The organism is Fibrobacter sp. UWB12, assembly GCF_900142485.1.
Taxonomy (GTDB): Bacteria; Fibrobacterota; Fibrobacteria; order Fibrobacterales; family Fibrobacteraceae; genus Fibrobacter.
This window is the reverse complement of record NZ_FRAZ01000003.1, coordinates 437,964-460,413: the sequence shown is the minus strand read 5'-3', so window position 1 is coordinate 460,413 and position 22,450 is coordinate 437,964. Positions and strand designations below refer to the sequence as shown.

Here is a 22,450-nt window from a genome sequence, read left to right as displayed (position 1 = left end):
GTAAGCGAAAAAGCCCCTTATTTGCCCCTTTTTTAATAGTAGTAGTCGTAATCGCGGTAATAGTAGTAAGCCATTCTTTCGTAACTATCGATATAGACGAGTTCGGAGCCATCTTCATAGACAGTCATCCTTACATCGTCCCCTACAAAATCATAATAGCGATCCCCATGATCATAACCCACATCGTACTCACCCGGATCGTAATACGAGCATTCACCATCGACGCAAAGAGTTACATAACCATCGCGAGTCACCTGCAAACGCGCCCCCACAGACGGAGACAAGGAGTAATAATCGGTACAGTCGTAAGAGCCAAAGGAATCATAACGACAGTCAACCCCATAATAGTAACGGTAACTTCTGTTGATTGAGGCGCCACCGTCATTAGGGCCAACGCTCCAATCCCCACCACAAGCCACAAGAGCAAGGGCAATCAGCAAAAACGGAAGAGCAGAGAATCTTTTCATGGGGCACTCCTAAAAAAAATCCCTCGAACATGTCGAGGGATTATAATCTACAAAATTTGAACTCAGACGATTCGACTACCTGTAAGAACCATTGTAGGTTTCTTCGGTCGTGCCATCGTCACGGGTTGCTTCCGGAGCGAGGAGTTCACCGGTGCTGCCATACTTACGCTTTTCGTCGTCGGTAAGGCGGTTGGTGAGAACTTCGACCTGCTGTTCCTGGTGAGCTGTAGCTTCTTCTTCCTGAAGAATCTTCTGACCTTCTTCAAGACGGCGCTTGATGCGATCGTCTTCCATCTGCTTCAGGTTCGTACCGACCTTAGCCTGATCTTCAGAAACCTTGTAGCGTTCGTTGGTTTCGTCCATCACAGCCTTGATACCCACGAGACGGCCATCGCTATCGACGCTAAGTCCGGCCTTGCGGAGTGTAGAAAGCGGAAGACGGCTTGCTGCAGTCTGGTATTCCGGCAAAAATTCATAGCCGTCCGAAGTGCCAATCTGGCGTGCTTCGTCCGGAGTCACATAGTTAAGAGCTTCTTGCCAGCGAGAGCTCTGGACACTAGAGGTAAACGACACGAGGGCATTATCCAAAGCCTCGCCATTATCTTCCTGCGGGGTGCCAGCGCAACCCAAAAGGAACAAACTCATTGCAGACAAAAGAACTAATAATTTTTTCATGGGGTACTCCTCCGAAAAAAATCCTATCAAAATATACACATATTTCTCACATTTTTTTTAAGTTGTTCCGTTTTTTACTTAAAATGTACCCAAATTCGGCATTTTGCGATTTATCCCCCTATCTTTTTCTACATTACCTCTACCGTATGAATGAAGTCAATTCTCAGTCTGAAGAAATTAAGAACGCTGTAACGGGTGACAAGTCCGACGTTTACCGTATCCACACCAAGGACAACAGAGAAATCGTCCTCGTCGGGACCGCCCACATTTCGCAAGTATCCAAAGATCTTGTTCATGAGACCATCGAAACCGAATCCCCGGACACCGTCTGCGTGGAACTCGACGAAGGCCGTCTCAAGTCCATCCAGGACCCGAACCGTTGGAAGAATACAGACCTGAGAGACGTCATCCGCAAAAAGCAACTCGCCACCCTCATTGCAAACCTCGTTCTTGGCTCGTACCAGAAACGCATGGGCGCACAGACAGGAGTCAAACCGGGTTCCGAACTGAAGGAAGCGGTCGACGTTGCAAACGAAAAAAATATTCCCATCGTGCTCGCGGACCGCGATATCAAGATCACGCTCAAACGAACCTGGGCCTGCACTCCGTGGTACCGCAAGTTCAGCTTGCTCGGCGGGCTATTCGCAAGCATTTTCGACAAAACCGAGATTAGCGAAGAAGAACTCCAGAGAATCAAGGAGAAGGACGCCCTCAACTCCATGATGCAGGAGTTCGGAAAGACGTTCCCCGAAGTTAAGCAAGTGCTCATCGACGAACGCGACCAGTTCCTCGCAAGCAAAATCAAGAACGCTCCAGGCGACAAGGTCGTGGCTGTTGTGGGCGCAGGGCACATGCGCGGCATCGCAAGCATCATCGAAGAAGACAAGGAACTGCCGAGCGAGGAATCCATTTCTGTCATCCCGAAGGGAACGGCAATTTGGAAGATCATCGGCTGGACCATCACGCTCGCGATTATCGCAAGCATCGTGCTCGTTGGCTATTTCGCAGGAATCGAGAAGGCCGGACAGTTGAGCCTGCAGTGGGCCATGCTGACTGGCGGTGGCGCCATGCTCGGTGCTATCATCGCTGGCGGCCATCCGTTGACCGTACTTGTGGCGCTGGTCATGGCTCCGTTTACAGGGCTTACACCGCTTATCGGGGTTGGATTCTTTACAGCACTGACGCAGGTTTACGTACGACCGCCGCGCGTCTCCGAAATGGAAACGCTAACAGACGACATTTGGCAGGTCAAGCGCTGGTGGAAGAACCGTGTGACGAGAGTCATCCTCTGCTTCTTGTGTCCAGGCATTCCGGCCATCATCGGAAAGATTCTCGCGATACTCAAAATTTATCAGGCGTTCTAGTTAGTTCAGACTGCCTAGATTGTCAAAATTATGTTATTCAAAAAGTCCGCCTAAAAGCGGACTTTTTTTGATAGCCAAGCAATTCCGTAACAGCAACCGGACGTATCCGCTTACTGCACACATCTCACCGAGAATCCGAACGCTTTCGGTTTCATCATGTAGCTAAAACCCATAGACTTTGAGGAAAGATACCACACCGATGCATCGCTCCCTTCTACGTTTGCACTCCAAAAGAACGCGAACTTGCTTTCGTTACCGTAGGTGCCGTCATCGAACATGTTGCCAGACGGCATGGCGCTAAACTTGAGCGTATCGTTTCCGTTCGTCTCGCCTGACCAGCCGTAATTCGTTTTAATCAAGTAGCCCGCATTGAAATCGCCGCCAGCAGCTTTCCACAAGCTTTCGAAGTCTTCATTTGTTGGCAAGCGGAACCCTGCAGGGCACGCAGACTTAGCCGCATCCCATGTGTAAAGGCGTCCGTAGACCATGCAGTTGTCATCGTCTTCTCGATAGCATGTACTGCCGGGCATTTTGTAGTTTAAGTTGTCCGCCATCCAGGTGCGGTCGGCTATTTTGACAAGGCGGTACTTTTGTTTATCACGCGGATCCTTGAGTTCCTGCTTTTTTGCTTTGGGAGCGGCAAGAGAAGCGCTAGAAGCGACAAGTGCTAAAAGGAGGATAGAAGATAAATAGTTCATTGTGAAATTTTGATTGTATAGATTGCTTCGCTTCACTCGCAATGACGTGCAATGACGTTATGAGAGATGCCCGCCTGTCATCCCGGACTTGTTCCGGGACGGGCATGACTAATTTACTTTTCTACGCCAATAAGCTGAGCTTCGCCACGGCCTGGAAGTGGCTTGAAAATTTTGACGTTCGTCTGCGTTGCCGGGCCACCGAAAGCCTTCATTTCGCAAACGAAGAGATAGTTCATTCCAGCAACCACCTGCGAAGACACGCTAAGCGGTTTCAAGCCCAAGTATGCATAATCCTTCGTCGCTTCGGCAAATGCAGCGGAATCTTCTGCAGTGAGCGGACGCTGTTCCGAGAAACCGCCCATAAGCATTTCTTCGGTCTTGCCCGTTTCAAGATTTGCAAAGAACGCCGCAACTTCGGCCTTAGCCGTTTCGACACCGCCTTCGGCGTTGATTCGCTTGTTAGAAATTCCATAAGCGAGTGTCACGTTAGCATTCGGTTCAAGCGTTTTGAGTTCGTTTGCACTTGCCTTGCGACCGCCGCTACCATAAGTGCAGAAGGGCACCACGACCTTTCCGCTCAAATCGTTCGCTTCGAGGAACGTGTAAATTGGAGTCGTAAACGTCCCGAACATAATCGGATAACCGAGGAACACGGTATCGTACTTGTCAACATCGAGCTTTGCGTTCACGAGAGCGGGCCACTGCTTGCTTTCGCGTTCGGCACGGACTTCGGCAATCGTACTATCGTAAGTCGAGGGGAGAGGTTTTACCAATTGGAGTTCAAACTCGTCTGCATTGCGTGCTTCCTTGAAAACTTGTGCCAACTTTTTGGTCGCTCCCGTCTGCGAGAAATAAACCACCACAGACTTGGACTGCTGCGGAGCAACTTCGGCAACCGGCGCAGGCTGGGTTTTGGACTGCGCAACTTCTTGCTTGTTGCAAGCGGAGAACATCGCCGATGCGGCAAATACCGCCGACATAGCGAGAACAAATTTCAAGGAACGGGACATAATCACCTCCAAATTAAACTTTTTTCAATGAAAAGATATTTATTTTTAAAACGAAGGAGTCCCATGGAATTTATAATCGTCCTATTTTTCATTTTTGCACTGTTCGTATTTATTTTCGGATGGGGAATAACAAAAAAAGAGCGGCAAGCATCCGAGCTACCGCAAAATAAAGACTTATTTACTCAAGCCAGCAAAGCCGCAAAAGGTTTCAAAATAGCCACAATCATATCTTCATCCATACCCTTATTATTGCTCATTCCATTCCTCTTCGATGAACCAACACACTCCACCGGGGATGACCTCCTTATATTTTTCATTTTTTTATCTATAATCATACTCTTTTTGTCAGGGACCTGCATTCTCAGCTACAATTACCTATTCTTCACATCTAGCGATACAAAGGCATTCTATATTCTGCTGACTCCATTCATCCCCATTTTCATCATAGGCTCTTTTATAATACTAGTGGGCGGCGGATTTCTCGGAGTTGTTCTGATGCTGCCATACGTTATTATTTTGGCCGTAATGGCGAAAATTTTGTACTTTAAAAGGCAAAAATTCAACGCAAAACAGAGCGAGAGTTAATCCCCCAAAATATCATATTCGCAAATGTGGTAAGTATCTTCGAAACTGGTAAAAGTTCCGTCTTTTTTAGCATGCCGACAGACTACCGGAAGCGAGCGTTCTCTATTAACGCATCCATTATGGACAAGAGTTTTTCCGTCAGCTTCATAGACGTTCATACAATCGACATCTTGACAAGGGCGACCGCCCATGCCCATCGTAGAATAACCGTAATCAAAAACTTTGCCTTTGTATGTAAACCTGATTGAATAAGTTCCATGCGATCCGCCACCGTAGTATTTCACATCCGTAATTTCTTGTTTGGAACCGTTGACAAAAAATTCCGCCTTATGAACATCATATACAGGGGTTAGCTCGCTTCCGATGCATTTTGTCGGATTACTCTGCACATACACAAAGCCTTCTTCGCCATCATATTTAAAGCTACAAATGAGATCTTTTTCTTCAACATATCTTTTAAACACTGTATATGCAGTGCTGTCCATACAGAAAAGAGCTTCCTGATTTGGAACGCGGGTATCGAAAAGTTTCGTCGGGTCCGCGAGCGTTTCGCTGCTGGACGACACGGCAACCGTCGCAGAAGACGAGGACACTGCAAGAATCGCAGAACTAGAAGGGGCAGCAACGCTTGATGAACTATTCACGTCATTGCGAATGCTTGACGAACTGCTCACGTCATTGCGAGAGCTCGAAGAACTCGAAGCAATCCAAGAGGAACTGGAAGATTCCGGGTCAGGCACGGAATGACGGGAAGAACTGGAAAGGAGATTCCCGCTCGAGGCGGGAATGACAATCGAAGAGGAACTCATTAAATTTTCAGATTCCACATTAAATATACTATCGGAATTATCATCAGTACAAGCAATAAAAAGCAATGAGCAAATTGGCAATATTTTATACAAATTCATATCTATATCTCTTAAAGAATATACGGGCGAACCTGTTTAAAAATCAATTTGCGTTCCTCCCCCATGACCTTAAATTCAATATCAAGGGCTAGAGCGTCCGAATACACATTGTAAAGCACCGCAAAACGATTTTGAATTCTCTGAACAAATTGATAGAGCGTGTAAATTTCACCATCCGACAGAATCAGCGAATCGGGGCTCAGCGAAGAATGTTGTAACAGCACACTTTGCACACCACGCTGCGGAGGCGGAGACGGAATAATCGAAATGATTTCCGGGAGTTCACCGCCCTCGGGATTCGTAATCGACGTTTCGCCAACTTGAATGTTTGCGTAAATACCCGCCACAGAATAGTCCGCGATGTTCTGTGTAATGATGACCCCATTCGCCACTTCGTCCGGATAGGCTTCATGAACTGCGACAGCCATTTGAACGGACATGTGGTCGATGTTCCAAAGAGTCCGTTCCTCGAACACCTTGAAACTCCACACAGAAGCCCAGACCTTGCGGATTTCATCAGACGGCAAATCCTTTTCGCGCGCCGTCGCCTTGACAGACTTGTAAAGCCCTGCGCCGTTGAAGTCTTCCAAATCCTCGGAATTTGTACTGGAACGCAGACGCACACCTGCTTCGCCGTAAAGTTCACGAACCTTCGCATCTAAAGCATCACCAAAAGTTTTTTCAACGGGAATATGCTTGAACATGTAGCGGACATTGTCGAGCATCGCTTCGCGGAGGCGCGTATCGGTCTTAAAATCATCACGAGCGATAATGTTTGTGATGTAACCACGGAGAGACGCTCGCGGCGCCACAGCAGGCTCAGTTTCCCTAGATACAGCACTCTGCACTTGCCGAAGGGCACTTACACAAGCATTCTTCACTTCCGTACAAATTTCAGACGAACGGCCTTCTTTTCCGCAGTCTTCAAAAGAGCGTCCGCACAGTTCTTCCGTAACTTGAGCGTAATCCATAAAATGGCTGTAATGGTAAAACGGCACGGCAAAACCATCAGGAGTATTTTCGGGCAGCAGTTTGTGGAGTTCAGCAAGATTTGCGGCCTTCACGCCCACCGATTTTGACGACTTGAAATTGAGATTTGCAAAATTGATGAATCCCGAATCAGACAAATCATACGTCAATTTTATCGGGTTTCGCACATTCTTATTCCAGAATGCTTGAGCTTTTTCAAGCGAAGTTTCGCCCACCGTGTAGGAGTTCGCCTTGACATCGAGTTTCACCAACTTTCCGCAAAGTGCAAGCAAACTATCGGGGAGTTCGTTCCCGTTAAAGGCTATGTTTGGCGTCTTGCGTGCTTGAGCGGCAAGATTCACATGCGAAAGCGGAGTCTGCGCATCCTTGCTGATAGTCGCCGCGACAAGCGGAATTTCGGCCGGGAGCGTTTCGAGAATCAGAATGTCATGCGAAGAGACTATTGCCGTATCGAGTTCTGCTGCAGAGAGCTTGCGGAGCGTCCCGTAAGCCGTTCCCGTATTCATAATCTGATACGGAATATCGCCAAACAGTTCCGCATGCGTAAAGACGAGAATGTCCGCTTTTTTAAATTCGTTGGCGTATTCTGCAGCAGCCCTCTCAGCGGTCGAGCCCGCCGGCATATAGAACAGCCGGTTCTTTGCACCTTTTGAATTGAGGAAAAGCAAGCGATCTTGAACTAGCCTATAAACCGCAGCGACTTGCACAGGCGTAATATAATCCGTCGGGAAAAACGTCAATGCAATCATGGAATCCACAGAGGCGTAATACGCAAGCGTTCCAGCGACAGTATTTTTCTCCGCACTGAAATAAGTTTCCTGATTGAAAACAGCAAGCGAGCGAGTTTCACCCAACACCATTTCCGCAAAATCATAATGATAAATGAACTTATTCGAGTTCATAAAATGAACTTCGGCAGAATCCGTACCAAAATCGCTAATAAGTATTTTTACCAAATAACTTGCGCCCATTTCTGTTTTGGACGTATACGATAATTTGCGGAAGGCATCATAGCCATCTTGTTTGTAAAAACCGGTATATTGGTCATCGTTCTGGATAAAGATAGGGAGCGGAAAATCACTGGAAGATTCCGGAACAGGCCCAGCTTGGCTAGACGAGCTGAAATCGAACGACGATGAACTCACCTCAGACCACGCGTCAGATGCGCTCGTAGAATCGTCACCGCAAGCGATAACGAGAACAGCAATACAACCGAACAACAAATTACAGTATTTCATAGTAATAATATACCTCGTAAATGCCTAAACGCTCCAGTTCATTCTAAAAACAACCAAAACACGATAAGTTTTAATTTTTTCTCAATTTCGCGAATCCCCGTCGCAAACCTTAAACGTGTCAGTAAAGTCAAAAACTGGATTTTCCGCATTTACCCCTCTACAAACGATAGGAATAGAACGCTGTTCATCACAACCATTCACAACATAAGTTTTTTTATCTGATTCAAAGACATTTAAGCAGTCCATTCCTTGACAAGGACGCCCTCCCCAGCCCAACGATGATTGTCCGTAACGGAATACCTTACCTTTATATGTAAACCACAACTTTTGCACGTGATGATTTCCACCCCATTCATATTTAACATCCGATATATCCACAAATTTTCCATCAACATAAAGTTCCGCTTTATCAACGTCATAATTGGGCGTTAAGGAAAATCCGAAAGAACAAGAAGTAGGCGACAACTGCACATACAAGAATCCTTTTTCGCCATCGTAATCGTATGTGCATACAAAATCATTCTGCGAATATGTTTCTGTAAAAACGCCGTCTCCCCAATCTCCTCTTTCCTCGCATGTGTAAGCATCCCGTTTCGGGACTCGCATTTCGAAAATTTTCGAAGGATCTGTAGGGATTTCACTAGAAGAGCTGCTTACGTCATTGCGAGAGCTCGATGAGCTCGAAGCAATCCATGAGGAAGAACTTATTGCACTCGATGATGATTTGTCATTCTGGAAGCTCGAAGAGCTGATAGAATCCATGCTACTTGAAGATTCCGGGTCGGGTCTGGAATGACAAGACGAACTGCTACTGGATCCTTCGCTAGAGCTCAGGATGACGTTATGCGACGAACTGCTCAAGTCATTACGAGAACTCGAGGAACTCGAAGCAATCAATGAGGAAGAACTTATTGCACTCGATGATGATTTGTCATTCTGGAAGCTCGAAGAGCTGATAGAATCCATGCTACTTGAAGATTCCAGATCGGGTCCGGAATGACAAGACGAACTGCTTCTGGATCCTTCGCTTGAGCTCAGGATGACGTTATGAGATGAACTGCTTATGTCTTTACGAGAGCTTGAAGAACTACTTACGTCATTGCGAGAACTCGAAGACTCTTGAACATCTTCGCTCGAGCTCGAGCAATTTTCCGCCCATTGATAATTTGCGCTAGAAGAATCATCACCGCATGCGATAACGAAAAGCAACACACCCAAAGGCAATATCATTCGTTTCATAAACATATCCTCAACCATTTTTACAATCCTAAATATACTACCTCCACGAAATCTAGTCAATACGTTTATGCAACAAAATATCAATTTTTATTAAAATTTAGCCATTTTTATTAACTAAAAACACAAAATAAGACCATATGCTACATTTGTAGCATATGGACGATTACTATTCCACACCTATCGTTCCATTAATTTATCCCACACGCGCACGCATATTTTTGTTTACATCTTTTGCGTCTCTTTTTATTTATTTTCTATATGGGTTATAAATTAGGATTAGGGTTAAAGGAGTACCAAAGATGAGAAAGACTCACGCATTAGCGGGTCTTGTGTTAAGCACAACCCTTCTTGGCGCCGGCCTAACAAACGCCTTCGCCGCAGATGAAACCCTCAGATCCCTTGCAGATAAAAACAACATCTATATCGGAGCCATTCTGAACTCACAGTGGTTTGGCGGAGGCCTTCCCGGCAATTACGAACAAATCCACAAATCCCAATTTAACATCGTCGTCGCCGAAAACGAAATGAAATTCGACGCCACCGAGCCGCAGGAAGGCCGATTCAACTACGGCAACGGCGACAAGATGGTCAAGTACGCCCAGCAAAATGGAATGCGAGTCCGCGGTCACGCCCTCGCCTGGCACAGCCAAGTTCCGGGCTGGGTAAACAACTACAGGAACGACAAGCAGAAACTGCTCAAGGTGCTCAAGAACCACATCCAAAACGTGGTCGGCCACTGGAAGGGCAAAGTCGCCGAATGGGACGTAGTGAACGAAGCCATCAGCAATAACGAACCGATGTGGCGCTCCCAATCCGTCTGGTACCAGGGCATCGGTCCGGAATTCATCGACTCCGCATTCGTATGGACGCACGCCGTGGACCCGGATGCAGAACTCTGCTATAACGATTACAACCTCGAACAAGGCGTCAATCCGAAAGCCAAAGCGGGCTTCTTGCTGGAACAAGTGAAGCGTTGGGTCAAAAACGGCATTCCTATACATTGCGTGGGCTCCCAAACTCACGTGGAAGACACCACCACCGACAAGCACTTTATCGGCTCACCGGACAGCCTCCGCTCCCTCGCTAAAGAACTTGCAAAACTCAATGTCAAGCTGAAAATCACCGAACTTGATATCGGCTTCAAGAGCGGCATCAATGTCAGCAAGAGCGATCTTGAACGTCAGGGACAAACGTTCCGCCAATACTTGGACATCATCCTCGAAGAACCGAATGCGGACACTTACCTGATTTGGGGCGTATCTGATAAATGGAGCTGGCTTGGCGGCCTGAACAGACAAAAAGGCCTTATCTATGACGACAACTTAAAACCGAAGCCCGCATTCGACAGCATTATGGTGAGACTCCAGACATTCGAACCGCCCAAGGACACCACCAAGAAGGATACTGTAGCTACGGACACGACCAAAAAAGATACAACAGCAAAGGATACAACTAAAAAAGATAGCATCGAATCCATCAAGCCGTTCATCACGCCGAGCGGTATCTCTATGCAACTTGCAGGTCGCACGCTGTTCGTGACGGGGTCCAAGACTGCAAAGATTGACGTATTCGACATGCAAGGCCGCCCGATTTTCAGCGCCGAAAACGACAAGGGCGTCTTTGACCTTACCTCAATAGCCGAAGGCCTTTACGTGGTACGAGTGCAAAGCGGATTCTCGAATTTAACAAAACGAATTTCCATAAAATAGATTTCACCTCTTAATTAACTAGGGACTAGGATTTTTCCTGGTCCCTTTTCATTTGACTTTCGCAAGCGTTTTATGTATCTTTCGGGTTGGTGCAAATGGGTTTAAGAGGAATAAAATGAGAAAGAATCATTCTTTGTCACGTATTGCACTAGGTGCCGCAATTATTGGCGCTGGCTTTATGAACGCCAACGCTGCTGACGAAACCATTCGACAACTCGCTAAGGAACGCGGTCGCTTTATCGGCACAATTTTGAACAGCGAATGGTTCAATAACGACATCGAACCGGAATTTGAAGAAATTCACAAGACGCAATTCAACGTGGTCGTCGCCGAAAACGAAATGAAGTTCGACGCCACCGAGCCCAAGGAAGACGAATTCAACTTCGAAAAGGGCGACAAGATGGTCAAATACGCACAGGCAAATGGATTGCGTGTTCGCGGCCACGCCCTCGCCTGGCACAGCCAAGTGGCAAACTGGGTGAATAACTACAGCGGTCAAAAAGAAAAGTTACTGGCCGTACTCAAGAACCACATCACAAAAGTCGTCGGCCACTGGAAAGGCAAAGTTGCCGAATGGGACGTAGTGAACGAAGCCGTCAATGACGACTACAATGCCGATTGGCGTTCTACAAATTCCGTTTGGTACGAAGGCATCGGTGCAGAATTTTTGGATTCTGCATTTGTCTGGGCGCACGAAGCCGACCCGGATGCAGAACTGTGCTACAACGATTATTCCATCGAATGGGGCCTCCGCGAAGGCTCCAAGGCTAGCTTTGTCGTGGAGCAAGTCAAGCGCTGGAAAGCAAACAACATTCCTATCACCTGCGTGGGCACGCAGACCCACATCGAAATTGCACACGAAACGACTCCGCAAAACGTGCGCGCACTCGCCAAGGCACTTGCAGAACTCGGCGTGACATTGAACATTACCGAGCTCGACATCGGATTCCCGAAAGGTTCCGCAGGCAAGCTCACTGAAGCGGACTACGCCAAGCAAGGACACTTGTACCGTCAATTCATGGACGTGTTCCTCGAAGAACCGAACATGGGCGAATTCGTGATTTGGGGATTGACCGATGCACACAGCTGGCTCGACGAACAACAAGGCAAGACCGAAGGACTTCTTTACGACAAGCAATACAAGCCGAAGCCCGCATACGATAGCGTCATGGCAAGTCTCAAGGCGCACCCCGCTTCCGAAGTCAAAACACCGTACCCAGAATCCGTCCTCAACCCGCCCAAAGATTGCGGAGACGAGAACTGCGGAGATTCCACAATCGCAATCAAGCCGAGCTTAATTGCAAACAACATTTCAATGCACATCACCGGTCGTACGTTATTCATAACAGGAGCAACTGCGGCGACTAGCGCAAAAATCGATATATTCGATATGCAGGGGCGCCCCATATTCAGCACAAAGTGTAAAAACGGTCGCGCGGACCTTTCCACAATCGCCGAAGGACTTTACGTCATTCGCATAAATAACGGTTTTTCAAGCATCGTCAAAAGAATAGCAATCAAGTAGAAAAAAAAATTGAAAGTTTCTATTGGAGTTGAGATTCTCCAAGAAAAAAAATTCAACAGGTCGCAAATAAATTGCGGCCTTTTTTGCGTTTTTAGCCTATTTTCTGCAAATTTCCGGCTCAAAAAAATTTTTTCGTTAATGTAACCTAGTCACAGATTAAAGCCTTGGGATTATCTAAAATATAGGTGTAAAGAAAAGAGTTTAAAATAAAAAAAGGAAAGGTAAAACAATGGCAGAATTACACATCACCAAAGACAACTTTGAACAAGAAGTCCTCAAGTCCGACAAGCCCGTTCTGATTGATTTCTGGGCGCCGTGGTGCGGCCCGTGCCGCATGCTTTCGCCGACCATCGCAGAAATTGCGGAGGAATGCAAGGACAGCATCAAGGTCGGAAAAGTGAACGTCGACGAAGAAGAGGAACTCGCAAGCATGTTCCATGTATCGAGCATTCCGACTCTCCTAGTCATCAAGGAAGGGAAAGTCGTCAACTCCTCTGTCGGCGTCCGCCCGAAAGACCAAATCTTGAAAATGCTTTAATCTATTCTCCTCTACCCATAACCCCCGCCAGCAAAAGCTGCGCGGGGCTCTTCGCTTTAAGAAACAGCAAAAGGCAGATGTTCTACGCACCAAAACAGCCAACTTTTATATATTACAAGAGGGAGCATTTTATGAGCACAGGACACAACGCAACGCCAATCAGTCAAATTCTTTCAAAAATTCCATTTTGGGCAAACCTTTCTTCCGAAGAGAAGGCGCTCGTGTCGCAACGTGCCTTGACAAAGAGTTTCAACAAGGACCAAATCATAACAAGCGACCGTTCCGCATGCCTCGGGATTATCCTCATCCTCAAGGGAGGGGTCCGCATCAGCCTCATTTCTGATGAAGGTCGCGAAATTACACTCTACCGCGCCCATGCAGGTGAATTTTGCGTTTCAACTGCTTCGTGCGTCATTCACCAGCTGACATTTGAAGCGAACGTTTCAGCCGAAGAAGATACGACCGTACTCGTCATTCCTTCATCCGTTACAGCTCGGCTCATGGAAAAGAACATCTACGTGCGTTCATTCGTCTTTGAACAGGAGACTGAACGTTATTCGCAGACAATCTGGGCAATCCAGCAGATGCTCTTCAAAAAGTTCGACCAGCGCCTCGCCGCTTACTTCATTGAAGCCTACCAAAGCACAGGCAAGCCCGAAATCAAGAAAACCCAAGAGGAAATCGCCCGTGACGTGAATTCCGCCCGTGAGGTAGTCGCCCGCATGCTCAAGGATTTTGCTGCCAAGGGGTTTGTCGAAATCCAGCGCGGGAAAATCGTACTCAAGAACGCCGAAGGGCTGAAAAAACTGCTGTAAAAACTAAGTTTTATTTTGCCGCCCACTCCAAAAAATTCTAAATTGCCGCTCGTTCGGCGCATGTTGCGCCGCATTAACCGGAGGCTAAAATGGCACTTCAATTCTACAACACAGCATCGCGTAAGAAAGAGATTTTCACACTTCCTGAAGGCGTTCCCGCCGTGCGCATGTACTGTTGTGGCCCGACGGTGTACCATTTCGCCCACATCGGTAACCTCCGCACCTACATTTTCGAAGACTTCCTGGTCCGCACGCTGAACTACTACGGCTACAAGGTGAATCACATCGTGAACATCACTGACGTGGGCCACCTCACCAGCGATGCAGACTCCGGCGACGACAAGATGGAAAAGGGCGCAGCACGCGAAGGCAAGTCCGTTTGGGACATCGCGAAGTTCTACACCGACGCATTCATGGCCGACTGGCACCGCTTAAACATCCAGGAACCGACCCGCTGGACGCCAGCAACGCAACATATCCAGGAACAAATTGACTTGGTGAAGACCTTGGAAGAAAAGGGCTACACCTACCGCACTAGCGATGGCATCTATTTCGATAGCCTCAAGTTCCCGCGCTACGCTGATTTTGCTCGCCTCGACGTGGAAAACCTGCGCAAGGGTAGCCGCATCGACATGGGCGAAAAGAAGAACGCCACCGACTTTGCCTTGTGGAAGTTCAGCCCGAAGGACAAGAAGCGCGCCATGGAATGGGACAGCCCGTGGGGCGTCGGCTTCCCCGGCTGGCATATTGAATGCTCCGCCATGGCCATGAAGTACAACGGCCCGACCCTCGACATCCACTGCGGCGGTACCGACCACATCCGCGTGCACCACACCAACGAAATCGCCCAGAGCGAATGCGCCAACGGTGTCCCGTTCGCACGCTTCTGGATGCACGGCGAATTCCTCCGCACTGCAAGCGAAGAAAAGCTCGAAGACGGCACCACCGAGACTAAGTTCGGCAAAATGAGCAAGTCCTCGGGCGAATTCTTGACCGTCTCGCTCCTCATGGACCGCGGCTTCAACCCGCTAGACTACCGCTTCTTTGCCATCGGCAGCCACTACCGCAACTACCTGAACTTCACTTGGGAAGCCCTCACCGGCGCCAAGGAAGCATTCAAGAGTTTGCACAAAAAGACCGACCCGCTGATCGGCAAGGCAACCGCAATCACTAGCGATGCTGCCAAGGCTTTCCAGCAGGAATTCAAGGACGCCATCGGCGACGACCTCAACATGCCTCGCGCACTCGGCATCATGAACACGATGCTCAAGAGCGATATCGATGACGGCGAAAAGGCCGCCCTCGTTGCCGACTTCGACAAGATTTTCGGTTTAAAGCTCGACCAGCCTCGTGAAGAATACGCCAAGAAGGGCGCCAACGACGGCGTGGATGTCGCAAAGATTGAAGCGCTGATTGCGGCCCGTAAGGAAGCCCGTGCCAACAAGAACTGGGCCGAAAGTGACCGCATCCGCGACGAACTCGCCGCGATGAATGTTGTCATCAAGGACTCCAAGGAAGGCACGACCTGGAGCATAAAGGAATAAGCCATTTTCCTCCTCGTTGTCATATACGTTGCATTTATTGGGCTAGGCCTCCCCGACACCATTCTTGGAGCGGCTTGGCCCTTAATGCATCTAGACCTTAAAACGCCGATTTCTGCGGCAGGCGTACTTTCCATTATTGCCTCCCTTGGAACAATAGTCTCTAGCCTTTGCACGCCGAAAGTTCTCCGCATTTTTGGCACAGGAAAACTCGTTGCCTACAGCATCGCGCTTACCGCAATCGCCTCCATCGGTTACGGTTTGGCGGACTCGTTCAACGTTCTTTGCCTTTGGGCAATCCCCATGGGCATTGGCGCAGGAGCCGTCGATGTGGCGATGAACAACTTCGCCGCAGTTTATCTAGAATCCAAACACACAAACTGGCTGCATGCAAGTTGGGGCATCGGAGCTACACTCGGACCATCGCTCCTTTCGTTATCGATTTTGACCGGTGGCGGTTGGCGCGGGGCTTACGAATATGTCGCCGCTGCTCTCGCTGCAATTTTCGTACTGATTCTTATTTCACTCCCGCTTTGGAAAAAAACGGAAGCCCGCGGAGGGCTTTCGGAAAACGTCACTATCCAGGCAAAATCACCCGTAAAAGCACCGCAAATCAGCATTTGCGAAGCACTTCGGGTCCCGGGAATGAAGCTTTCGTTCCTCACGTTCTTCTTTTATTCGGCATTGGAAATTTCCACAAGCCTTTGGTGCGGCACCTACCTCATCGCTTGCGGATTCAAGCCCGAAATCGGAGCATTCATCGTGTCGCTCATGTTTGCATCCGTGATGATCGGCCGCATCGCAAGTGGATTTTTTGCGATTAAATTCACCGACCATCGCCTGATTTATGCCGGGATTTTCATCGTCGCCGCAGGCTGCCTTGTACTTTCACTCCCGCTTCCGCTATGGATGCAGCCCGTTTGCATTTGCCTGCTCGGCCTCGGTTGCGCCCCTGTTTATCCATCACTAATTCACGCCACCCCTGCGCGTTTCGGCGAATCGCTCTCCAGCCAAGCCATCAGCATCCAGCTCGCCGGTTCTTACGTGGGTTCCATTTTGATGCCGCCTGCATTCGGTCTCGTTGCAACCAAATTCACAGTCCATCTTTGGCCTATCTCGCTTTCGATTTTTGTCGGATTATTACTTTTATGCGTGTGTCTGCTGGACTACGTAACGCACAAGAAACTGAACAAATCTTACGCCCGCGAACGTGTCATTGATATCCTCCACACGGTCTCGATGGAAACGCTCAAACGGGAGCGCCGCATACAACGCCGTTTACGCAATCGTCATAGAAAACATTAAGGGTTTATTATGGAGATAAAGCAATTTGTATTCAATCCATTCGGAGTGAACTGCTACATCCTGAGCAACAGCAAGGGCGAAGCCATTTTGATAGACCCGAGCGTGAGCAACGCCCGCGAACAAGCGGCTCTCGCTGATTACATCAAGTCGGAAAACCTCAAAGTCTGCCGCAACCTGAACACGCATTTGCATCTCGATCACGTGCTCGGAAACGCATTCGTAGAACGCACATATGGCATCAAAGCCGAAGCGCACAAAGATGACACGTTCCTTCTCGAAGTGCAAAAAGAACAAAGTCAATTGTTCGGACTCCCGTGTAACGATTTAGCGCCAGCATTGGGTAATTACCTGAACGACGGCGACATCATCGAAATTGCAGAAATTCGCCTACAAGTGATTCACGTCGCAGGGCACTCCCCGGGCGGTCTCGCCTTCTTCTGCGAGAATCCAGGCAAAGTCAACGGACAAGATAACGTACCGCCGCTCCTTTTTCCAGGCGATATCATTTTTGCAGGCAGCCGCGGTCGCAGCGACCTCTACGGCGGTGACGAATTTTCCCTCGTAAGCGGCATCAAATCAAAGCTCCTTACGCTCCCGGCAGAGACAGTAGTGTTCCCCGGCCACGGGCCAAGCACTACCATTGGCAACGAAAAGGGATGGTACTAATTTAAGCCAGAAGGAGATTCCCGACTAAATCGGGAATGACAGTGAAGCAATAAATGAACAACGGGCAAGCGAGAATCGGTTGGATTGACGAATTCAAGGGATTCGTTCTTTTGCTCGTCTGCCTATTCCATATCGAGCAAAATTTCCCGAACGCACACTTGGGAATGTGGCATTTGAGCGCACTTCGCATGTCCGCATTTTTCTTTATTTCGGGATTTCTTTTCAGCACAAAACGGTTCACAAATTTTAAGGGGTACTTTACCCATAAAACGCGCGTTCTGTTAATTCCCTACCTTTATCTTTCGTTCCTCTTTTTTGTAATTGACCCGGTCGTTTACAACTTCGCGCTCTACCCGAAATCGCCCACGATGATGGTCGTAAACACCATTCCCGACATCAATAACACTTGGCAATACACCTATTGGAACATCGCTAAAATTTTTATCGCCGGGAAATCTTCCGTGGGCGCAGGGCCACTGTGGTTTGTATTTACTTTATATTCCGTCAGTTTGCTTTTTTACCTGCTTCACGAGATGTCGAAAAAGCAAGTCAACCCCAAGCTGTTTTTCGCCGTCATATCCATAGAAGGGCTCCTTTGCGGTTGGCTTCTGAACGAAAATCATATTCACTTGCCACTTGGTATTGAACGCGACCTTACCATTCTATTCTTCTTTGGTTGCGGCTATCTTTGCAAAGAACCCATCAAAAAAATCCACAACGCCATTTCTACGGGCGCAGTTCACGCCACGAAAAACACAGCTATCGTTGCCGCCATCGGAATCGTAAGCTTTATCGCCTACGCATTTTTAGAATCGCCAAGTCCGAATTTCAGCATCATGAACAATGACTTGGGCAAGAACCTCCCCCAATTTGTCGCAAGTTCCATTACAGGCATTATCGGCCTTATCGCCACGTTCCTGCTTGCAAGCAAAATTCCTGACTTTGCACCCATCCGCATTTTCAAAGGAATTTTCCGCAATATTTCCCGTAACGCACTCGTGATTCTCGCTGTTCACTGGTGGATTGTCCTGATTTTAAGACTCTTTTTCAGGCAGCAAATCAACCAGCCGGGATTAGCCTACATCGCCATCCCGATTGTAGCCCTCGGCACCATCGCCGGCATCCCGCTTTTCCGCTGCAAACTCAATCGCCTACTCGGTAAAGAGAAAATCAGCGTAAAAGAAAGCCTGAACATAAATAGCTAATTATTTCGAAAATCATTTAACATGTCATGCCCGCCACCGAGCTCTTTGATCACTTAGTGCTTTAGCACTTATGTGAGCATGATCCGCGAATGGGGAGGGCATCACCCTTTTAAAACGCAAAAAGAAAATTGAGCAAAATTTAGCTCGATGGAGATTCCCGCATTCGCGGGAATGACAAGATAATAATCGCTGAGCATCTCGAAAACGACTGCGCAACGTGCAATTACAAATAGCTCTTGAACTTGGGCGTTGGTGCTTCGGCAGGCTTTTTCTTGGGCACGTAGATTTTTACGGCGTACACGTTAAAGTCCGTCTCCGCCAAAATATCACCTTCCTGCAAGTCTTCGTAAACATCGATTTCAATTTCGACGCCATCGCGTGCGATGCAGCGGATTGAACGCGCCGTCAGTTCCTCGCGCAAAAGAGGAACGTCAACGACCTTCTTGTAAGTGCCGTGATGAGTCGTACCAAGAATTCGATTGCAAATCATGGAATGCAATATAGAAATATTGCTATCTTATCACCTAACCATGGCTCGCGCACGTAAGACTATTACTCCTGATCCGTATGCAAAACCGATAGCGAAACCGCTACCGCCTTCCAAGAGTTTGCCCGGAAAACTCAAGCAGTTCCAGGCACCCACCCGTGCGGATTTTGACCTCGTGAGCCCTTACGGTGCTGCTGGCGACCAGCCCAAAGCCATTGAAGAATTGACCGAAGGATTCAAAAACGGCGAACAGTTCCAGACGCTTCTCGGCGTAACCGGTTCCGGCAAGACGTTCACCATGGCAAACGTCATCAAGAATGTCGGGAAGCCAACGCTCATCCTCACGCACAACAAGACGCTGGCCGCCCAGCTCTATCAAGAATTCAAGTCGTTCTTCCCGAACAACGCGGTGGAATACTTCGTCAGCTATTACGACTACTTCCAGCCCGAAGCGTACATTCCGCACACGGACACGTTCATCGAGAAAGACGCGAGCATCAACGATGAAATCGACAAGCTCCGCCTGCGCGCCACTGCAAACCTTCTCACCCGCCGCGATGTCATCATCGTCGCTTCCGTGAGCTGCATTTACGGTTTGGGTAGCCCGAGCGAATACTTCGACTTGATGGTCCGCATCAAGAAGGGCGACGTTTACGACCGCGACAAGATTCTGCGTGACCTTGTCCACATCCAATATTCCCGCAACGATTTTAGCCTCGACCGCGGCACATTCCGCGTCCGCGGTGATGTGATCGAAGTCCACCCGAGTTACGACGAAGACGGCCTCCGCATTGAACTTTTTGGCGACGAAGTCGACCGCCTTTACCGATTCAACATCGTCACCGGTGAAGTCATCAAGGAAGTCGAAGAACTTACCATCGCCCCCGCCAAGCACTTTGTCACCAAAGAAGAAAACCGCGCGGGTATGCTGCAACGCATCCAGATGGAACTGACCGAACGCCTTGCCGAACTCGACAAGGAAGGCAAGGTTCTCGAATCGGCACGCCTTTCGAGCCGCACCCGCTACGACATGGAAATGCTCCGCGAAACCGGCATGTGCAACGGCATCGAAAACTACTCGCGCATCATCGAAGACCGCGCTCCGGGTACTCGCCCCTTCACGCTCATCGACTACTTTGGCGACGATTGGCTTTTGATGATTGACGAATCGCACGTGAGCATCCCGCAAGTGGGCGGCATGGCCGAAGGCGACAAGTCCCGCAAGACCACACTCGTGCAATACGGGTTCCGCCTCCCCTGCGCTCTCGACAACCGCCCGATGAACTTCGCCGAATTCGAGTACATGTACCCGAAGCAGGTGCTTTTCGTGAGCGCCACCCCCGGCGATTACGAACTCAAAAAGACCAGCGGTGTGGTCACGGAACAGATCAACCGACCGACCGGACTTTTGGACCCGAAGATTGAGCTGTTCCCGATCCAAGGGCAAATGGATGTGCTCCTGTACCGCATCGAAGAAGTCGTCAAGAACGGCGACCGCGTACTCGTCACGACGCTTACCAAGAAGATGGCGCAGGACCTCACGGAATTTTTCATCGAAGCGGGCATCCGTGCCAAGTACCTCCACAGCGACATCAAGACACTCGAACGCCACGAACTCATCCGCGGACTGCGCAGCGGCGAATTTGACGTGCTCGTGGGTATCAACCTCTTGCGCGAAGGCCTAGACCTCCCCGAAGTGAGCATGGTCGCGATTCTCGATGCCGACAAGGAAGGCTTCCTCCGCAACTACCGCAGCCTCATCCAGACGATGGGCCGCGCAAGCCGCAACGTGAACGGCACCGTCCTTTTGTTCGCAGACAATATGACCGAAAGTCTGCAAAAGGCCATTGACGAGACGAACCGCCGCCGCACCTTGCAAGAGGAATTCAACGCCGAGCACCACATCACGCCGAAATCCGTGACCCGCAAAATCGAAGAAGACCTGCGAATCATCGACCCGCTCGGCGACATTGGCGACGACACCACCGACAGCGAAGAGGAATGGGAAGACAAACCCGGCATCCGCCCGATGGAACCACTGCAGCCCTCGCGCTTTAGGAAGAGCTCCACAAAGAAAGCAGCAGCCCCCGGCGCACATTCTGGAGCACCGTCCAAAGCATCCGAGTCCAAGCTCGCCGACCTGGAACGTCAAATGAAAGAAGCGGCAGCCCGCCTCGACTTCGAAGAAGCCGCCCGAATCCGCGATATTATACGCTCCATGAACGTTTAGTGTATAAAATTGTTTACAAATTTATTATAATGTCCATCACAGTCCTGTAATTACACTACCATTTCGTAAACTATTTTTTGTATTATTATAAAAAGAAAAAATCTTGGTGCTTTTTTTCCATAATTTGTTTATTTTAACCTAAAGATTACATAGAAAGGGTATTACAATGAATTCAAAATTTGTCACACCTCTTATTTTTAGTTCGGCTCTCACATTGGGAGCGTTAAGCTTTGTTGCTTGTGGTGAAGATAGTAACCCCGGTTTTCCCGGTGGCCAGTCTACCGGTAATAGCTCTTCCAGCGTTTACGTTCCGCCAGAGCCAACACCGACCACAGCTATTGTATTCTCGGCTCTCAGCGCACCTCCGAGCCTTACAAAGATTGTTTTCGATGGTACTTTGACACTTGACCTCAGCGACTCGAACACGGTCATGGACATTAATGCAGTCCGCTTCACTGGTGTCGACTTCATGATTGTCAAAAAAGAAACCCAAGTACCGCAGGGTACCGTAAAAATAGCTCAGCCTAGGGACTACGTAAACACCTTGGTCTCTACCGTCAGCTTGTCTGAAATGGGTGTCACCACGGACCTCGATGTCGGCTATACCGATTGCGGTGAGTTCGAACTCATCATCACGGCATACGCAGACGATGGCTACGTGCCCTCGACCTCTGTTGCAAGAATTCCGTTTACTCGTAGCGAAGAAAAGTGCAAGGTTCCGGAAAGCTCTTCTTCTGCAGAACCGGAAGCACCGGGCATTCCGCTCACGTCTGTCGAACTCCAGTTCAATACCAAAATCAACAGATGCTTTAGCGCTGCAACCGGAGCAATCTCTGCAGACGAAACCGGCGATGTTTGCTTCAAGGCTACAAGTTCAACGGCTATTGGTTTGTACAGCACGACCGGATTTAAGTTTGCAATCTACAACAACAGAAACGATGGTGATGACTGGAACGACTGGACACCGAACTGGCTGCCGGATGTTCCGCAAACAACTAGCTTCACCTACCTTTCTAGCTCCTTGCAAGAAACCATTGGAAACTTCATCAGTGAAATCGGTGAACAGTTCGTCGTTGGCGTAGCCCCGACATACGCTCCGCTCACTGGTTCTGCAGCAGGTTTCGTAGCATTCGGCGTAAAGGAATCCATTCCGCCTGATGCAAACGGCAACGTCACAATGACGCTTATTATCTACAAGGCCGCTCAGTAATTAAAGCTTCTATGCTTTTTCAGGACCCTCGTCACGAGGGTCCTT

At 48.8% G+C, this 22,450-nt stretch carries 19 protein-coding genes and 1 pseudogene; 12 read left to right on the top strand and 8 right to left on the bottom strand.

Annotated elements, in window-relative coordinates; genetic code table 11:
• Positions 1 to 32: 32 nt before the first annotated feature.
• Together BUA34_RS06675 and BUA34_RS06670 are read right to left on the bottom strand one after the other, a co-directional pair.
• The gene (locus BUA34_RS06675) at positions 33 to 467 is read right to left on the bottom strand and encodes a hypothetical protein (RefSeq protein WP_072827950.1); all 435 of its coding nucleotides are present in this window, start codon (positions 465 to 467) and stop codon (positions 33 to 35) included.
• A gap of 75 nt (positions 468 to 542) precedes the next feature.
• Positions 543 to 1,142, bottom strand: coding sequence for a hypothetical protein (locus tag BUA34_RS06670; protein WP_072827949.1), 600 nt, complete (start codon positions 1,140 to 1,142; stop codon positions 543 to 545).
• A 146-nt stretch (positions 1,143 to 1,288) separates the two neighbouring features.
• On the opposite strand from BUA34_RS06670, the gene BUA34_RS06665 reads away from it, so the two are divergent.
• Positions 1,289 to 2,506: a TraB/GumN family protein gene (locus tag BUA34_RS06665; protein WP_072827948.1), complete on the top strand. Its 1,218-nt coding sequence runs from the start codon at positions 1,289 to 1,291 to the stop codon at positions 2,504 to 2,506.
• 110 nt (positions 2,507 to 2,616) lie between these two features.
• Here BUA34_RS06665 and BUA34_RS06660 read toward each other — a convergent pair whose 3' ends face one another.
• Positions 2,617 to 3,204 (bottom strand): fibrobacter succinogenes major paralogous domain-containing protein, encoded by a 588-nt coding sequence (locus BUA34_RS06660; RefSeq protein WP_072827947.1) that lies wholly within the window; start codon positions 3,202 to 3,204, stop codon positions 2,617 to 2,619.
• Positions 3,205 to 3,317: 113 nt separating this feature from the next.
• Complete coding sequence (locus BUA34_RS06655; protein ID WP_072827946.1) at positions 3,318 to 4,214, bottom strand: flavodoxin; 897 nt, start codon at positions 4,212 to 4,214, stop codon at positions 3,318 to 3,320.
• A 63-nt stretch (positions 4,215 to 4,277) separates the two neighbouring features.
• On the opposite strand from BUA34_RS06655, the gene BUA34_RS06650 reads away from it, so the two are divergent.
• Positions 4,278 to 4,799: a hypothetical protein gene (locus tag BUA34_RS06650; protein ID WP_072827945.1), complete on the top strand. Its 522-nt coding sequence runs from the start codon at positions 4,278 to 4,280 to the stop codon at positions 4,797 to 4,799.
• On the opposite strand, the gene BUA34_RS06645 is transcribed toward BUA34_RS06650, so the two are convergent.
• The 3 genes from BUA34_RS06645 to BUA34_RS15725 form a co-directional block, all read right to left on the bottom strand.
• On the bottom strand, positions 4,796 to 5,707 hold the full coding sequence (locus BUA34_RS06645) for a hypothetical protein (protein WP_072827944.1): 912 nt from the start codon (positions 5,705 to 5,707) through the stop codon (positions 4,796 to 4,798). The genes BUA34_RS06650 and BUA34_RS06645 overlap by 4 nt on opposite strands.
• 11 nt (positions 5,708 to 5,718) lie before the next feature.
• Positions 5,719 to 7,935, bottom strand: a complete 2,217-nt coding sequence (locus BUA34_RS06640; RefSeq protein ID WP_072827943.1) for a PEP/pyruvate-binding domain-containing protein — start codon at positions 7,933 to 7,935, stop codon at positions 5,719 to 5,721.
• Positions 7,936 to 8,016: 81 nt separating this feature from the next.
• A complete protein-coding gene (locus BUA34_RS15725; RefSeq protein ID WP_139255890.1) occupies positions 8,017 to 9,174 on the bottom strand; it encodes a hypothetical protein in 1,158 nt (385 codons plus the stop codon).
• Positions 9,175 to 9,473: 299 nt separating this feature from the next.
• Between BUA34_RS15725 and BUA34_RS06630 the strand changes: the two genes are divergently transcribed.
• The 8 genes and pseudogenes from BUA34_RS06630 (at position 9,474) to BUA34_RS06595 (ending at position 18,478) form a co-directional block, all read left to right on the top strand.
• Positions 9,474 to 10,883, top strand: coding sequence for an endo-1,4-beta-xylanase (locus tag BUA34_RS06630; protein WP_072827941.1), 1,410 nt, complete (start codon positions 9,474 to 9,476; stop codon positions 10,881 to 10,883).
• Between the two features lie 115 nt (positions 10,884 to 10,998).
• A complete protein-coding gene (locus BUA34_RS06625; RefSeq protein WP_072827940.1) occupies positions 10,999 to 12,408 on the top strand; it encodes an endo-1,4-beta-xylanase in 1,410 nt (469 codons plus the stop codon).
• A gap of 226 nt (positions 12,409 to 12,634) precedes the next feature.
• Positions 12,635 to 12,946 (top strand): annotated as a pseudogene (gene trxA / locus BUA34_RS06620) (thioredoxin); the annotation flags it as partial.
• Between the two features lie 131 nt (positions 12,947 to 13,077).
• A complete protein-coding gene (locus BUA34_RS06615) occupies positions 13,078 to 13,761 on the top strand; it encodes a Crp/Fnr family transcriptional regulator (RefSeq protein ID WP_072827938.1) in 684 nt (227 codons plus the stop codon).
• An 89-nt stretch (positions 13,762 to 13,850) separates the two neighbouring features.
• The gene (gene cysS / locus BUA34_RS06610; RefSeq protein WP_072827937.1) at positions 13,851 to 15,305 is read left to right on the top strand and encodes a cysteine--tRNA ligase; all 1,455 of its coding nucleotides are present in this window, start codon (positions 13,851 to 13,853) and stop codon (positions 15,303 to 15,305) included.
• Positions 15,306 to 15,308: 3 nt separating this feature from the next.
• Positions 15,309 to 16,607: an MFS transporter gene (locus tag BUA34_RS06605; RefSeq protein WP_083579746.1), complete on the top strand. Its 1,299-nt coding sequence runs from the start codon at positions 15,309 to 15,311 to the stop codon at positions 16,605 to 16,607.
• Positions 16,608 to 16,616: 9 nt separating this feature from the next.
• The gene (locus BUA34_RS06600) at positions 16,617 to 17,273 is read left to right on the top strand and encodes an MBL fold metallo-hydrolase (protein ID WP_072827935.1); all 657 of its coding nucleotides are present in this window, start codon (positions 16,617 to 16,619) and stop codon (positions 17,271 to 17,273) included.
• 53 nt (positions 17,274 to 17,326) lie between these two features.
• On the top strand, positions 17,327 to 18,478 hold the full coding sequence (locus BUA34_RS06595; RefSeq protein WP_072827934.1) for an acyltransferase family protein: 1,152 nt from the start codon (positions 17,327 to 17,329) through the stop codon (positions 18,476 to 18,478).
• 223 nt (positions 18,479 to 18,701) lie between these two features.
• Here the strand turns inward: BUA34_RS06595 and BUA34_RS06590 are convergent, their stop codons facing one another.
• Entirely contained in the window at positions 18,702 to 18,968 is a 267-nt protein-coding gene (locus tag BUA34_RS06590) for a hypothetical protein (RefSeq protein ID WP_072827933.1), read from the bottom strand.
• Between the two features lie 40 nt (positions 18,969 to 19,008).
• On the opposite strand from BUA34_RS06590, the gene uvrB reads away from it, so the two are divergent.
• Both uvrB and BUA34_RS06580 read left to right on the top strand, forming a co-directional pair.
• Positions 19,009 to 21,195: an excinuclease ABC subunit UvrB gene (gene uvrB, locus BUA34_RS06585; protein WP_254794357.1), complete on the top strand. Its 2,187-nt coding sequence runs from the start codon at positions 19,009 to 19,011 to the stop codon at positions 21,193 to 21,195.
• Between the two features lie 166 nt (positions 21,196 to 21,361).
• Positions 21,362 to 22,405, top strand: coding sequence for a hypothetical protein (locus BUA34_RS06580; RefSeq protein WP_072827932.1), 1,044 nt, complete (start codon positions 21,362 to 21,364; stop codon positions 22,403 to 22,405).
• Positions 22,406 to 22,450: the final 45 nt, after the last annotated feature.

Coding starts and splice junctions, on each gene's coding strand:
- BUA34_RS06595 (WP_072827934.1), top strand. CDS start 17,327: ATGAACAACGGGCAAGCGAGAATCGGTTGGATTGACGAATTCAAGGGA.
- BUA34_RS06615 (WP_072827938.1), top strand. CDS start 13,078: ATGAGCACAGGACACAACGCAACGCCAATCAGTCAAATTCTTTCAAAA.
- BUA34_RS06670 (WP_072827949.1), bottom strand. CDS start 1,142: ATGAAAAAATTATTAGTTCTTTTGTCTGCAATGAGTTTGTTCCTTTTG.
- BUA34_RS06640 (WP_072827943.1), bottom strand. CDS start 7,935: ATGAAATACTGTAATTTGTTGTTCGGTTGTATTGCTGTTCTCGTTATC.
- BUA34_RS06675 (WP_072827950.1), bottom strand. CDS start 467: ATGAAAAGATTCTCTGCTCTTCCGTTTTTGCTGATTGCCCTTGCTCTT.
- BUA34_RS06580 (WP_072827932.1), top strand. CDS start 21,362: ATGAATTCAAAATTTGTCACACCTCTTATTTTTAGTTCGGCTCTCACA.
- uvrB (WP_254794357.1), top strand. CDS start 19,009: ATGGCTCGCGCACGTAAGACTATTACTCCTGATCCGTATGCAAAACCG.
- BUA34_RS06665 (WP_072827948.1), top strand. CDS start 1,289: ATGAATGAAGTCAATTCTCAGTCTGAAGAAATTAAGAACGCTGTAACG.
- BUA34_RS06650 (WP_072827945.1), top strand. CDS start 4,278: ATGGAATTTATAATCGTCCTATTTTTCATTTTTGCACTGTTCGTATTT.
- BUA34_RS06660 (WP_072827947.1), bottom strand. CDS start 3,204: ATGAACTATTTATCTTCTATCCTCCTTTTAGCACTTGTCGCTTCTAGC.
- BUA34_RS06655 (WP_072827946.1), bottom strand. CDS start 4,214: ATGTCCCGTTCCTTGAAATTTGTTCTCGCTATGTCGGCGGTATTTGCC.
- BUA34_RS15725 (WP_139255890.1), bottom strand. CDS start 9,174: ATGAAACGAATGATATTGCCTTTGGGTGTGTTGCTTTTCGTTATCGCA.
- BUA34_RS06625 (WP_072827940.1), top strand. CDS start 10,999: ATGAGAAAGAATCATTCTTTGTCACGTATTGCACTAGGTGCCGCAATT.
- BUA34_RS06630 (WP_072827941.1), top strand. CDS start 9,474: ATGAGAAAGACTCACGCATTAGCGGGTCTTGTGTTAAGCACAACCCTT.
- cysS (WP_072827937.1), top strand. CDS start 13,851: ATGGCACTTCAATTCTACAACACAGCATCGCGTAAGAAAGAGATTTTC.
- BUA34_RS06645 (WP_072827944.1), bottom strand. CDS start 5,707: ATGAATTTGTATAAAATATTGCCAATTTGCTCATTGCTTTTTATTGCT.
- BUA34_RS06590 (WP_072827933.1), bottom strand. CDS start 18,968: ATGATTTGCAATCGAATTCTTGGTACGACTCATCACGGCACTTACAAG.
- BUA34_RS06600 (WP_072827935.1), top strand. CDS start 16,617: ATGGAGATAAAGCAATTTGTATTCAATCCATTCGGAGTGAACTGCTAC.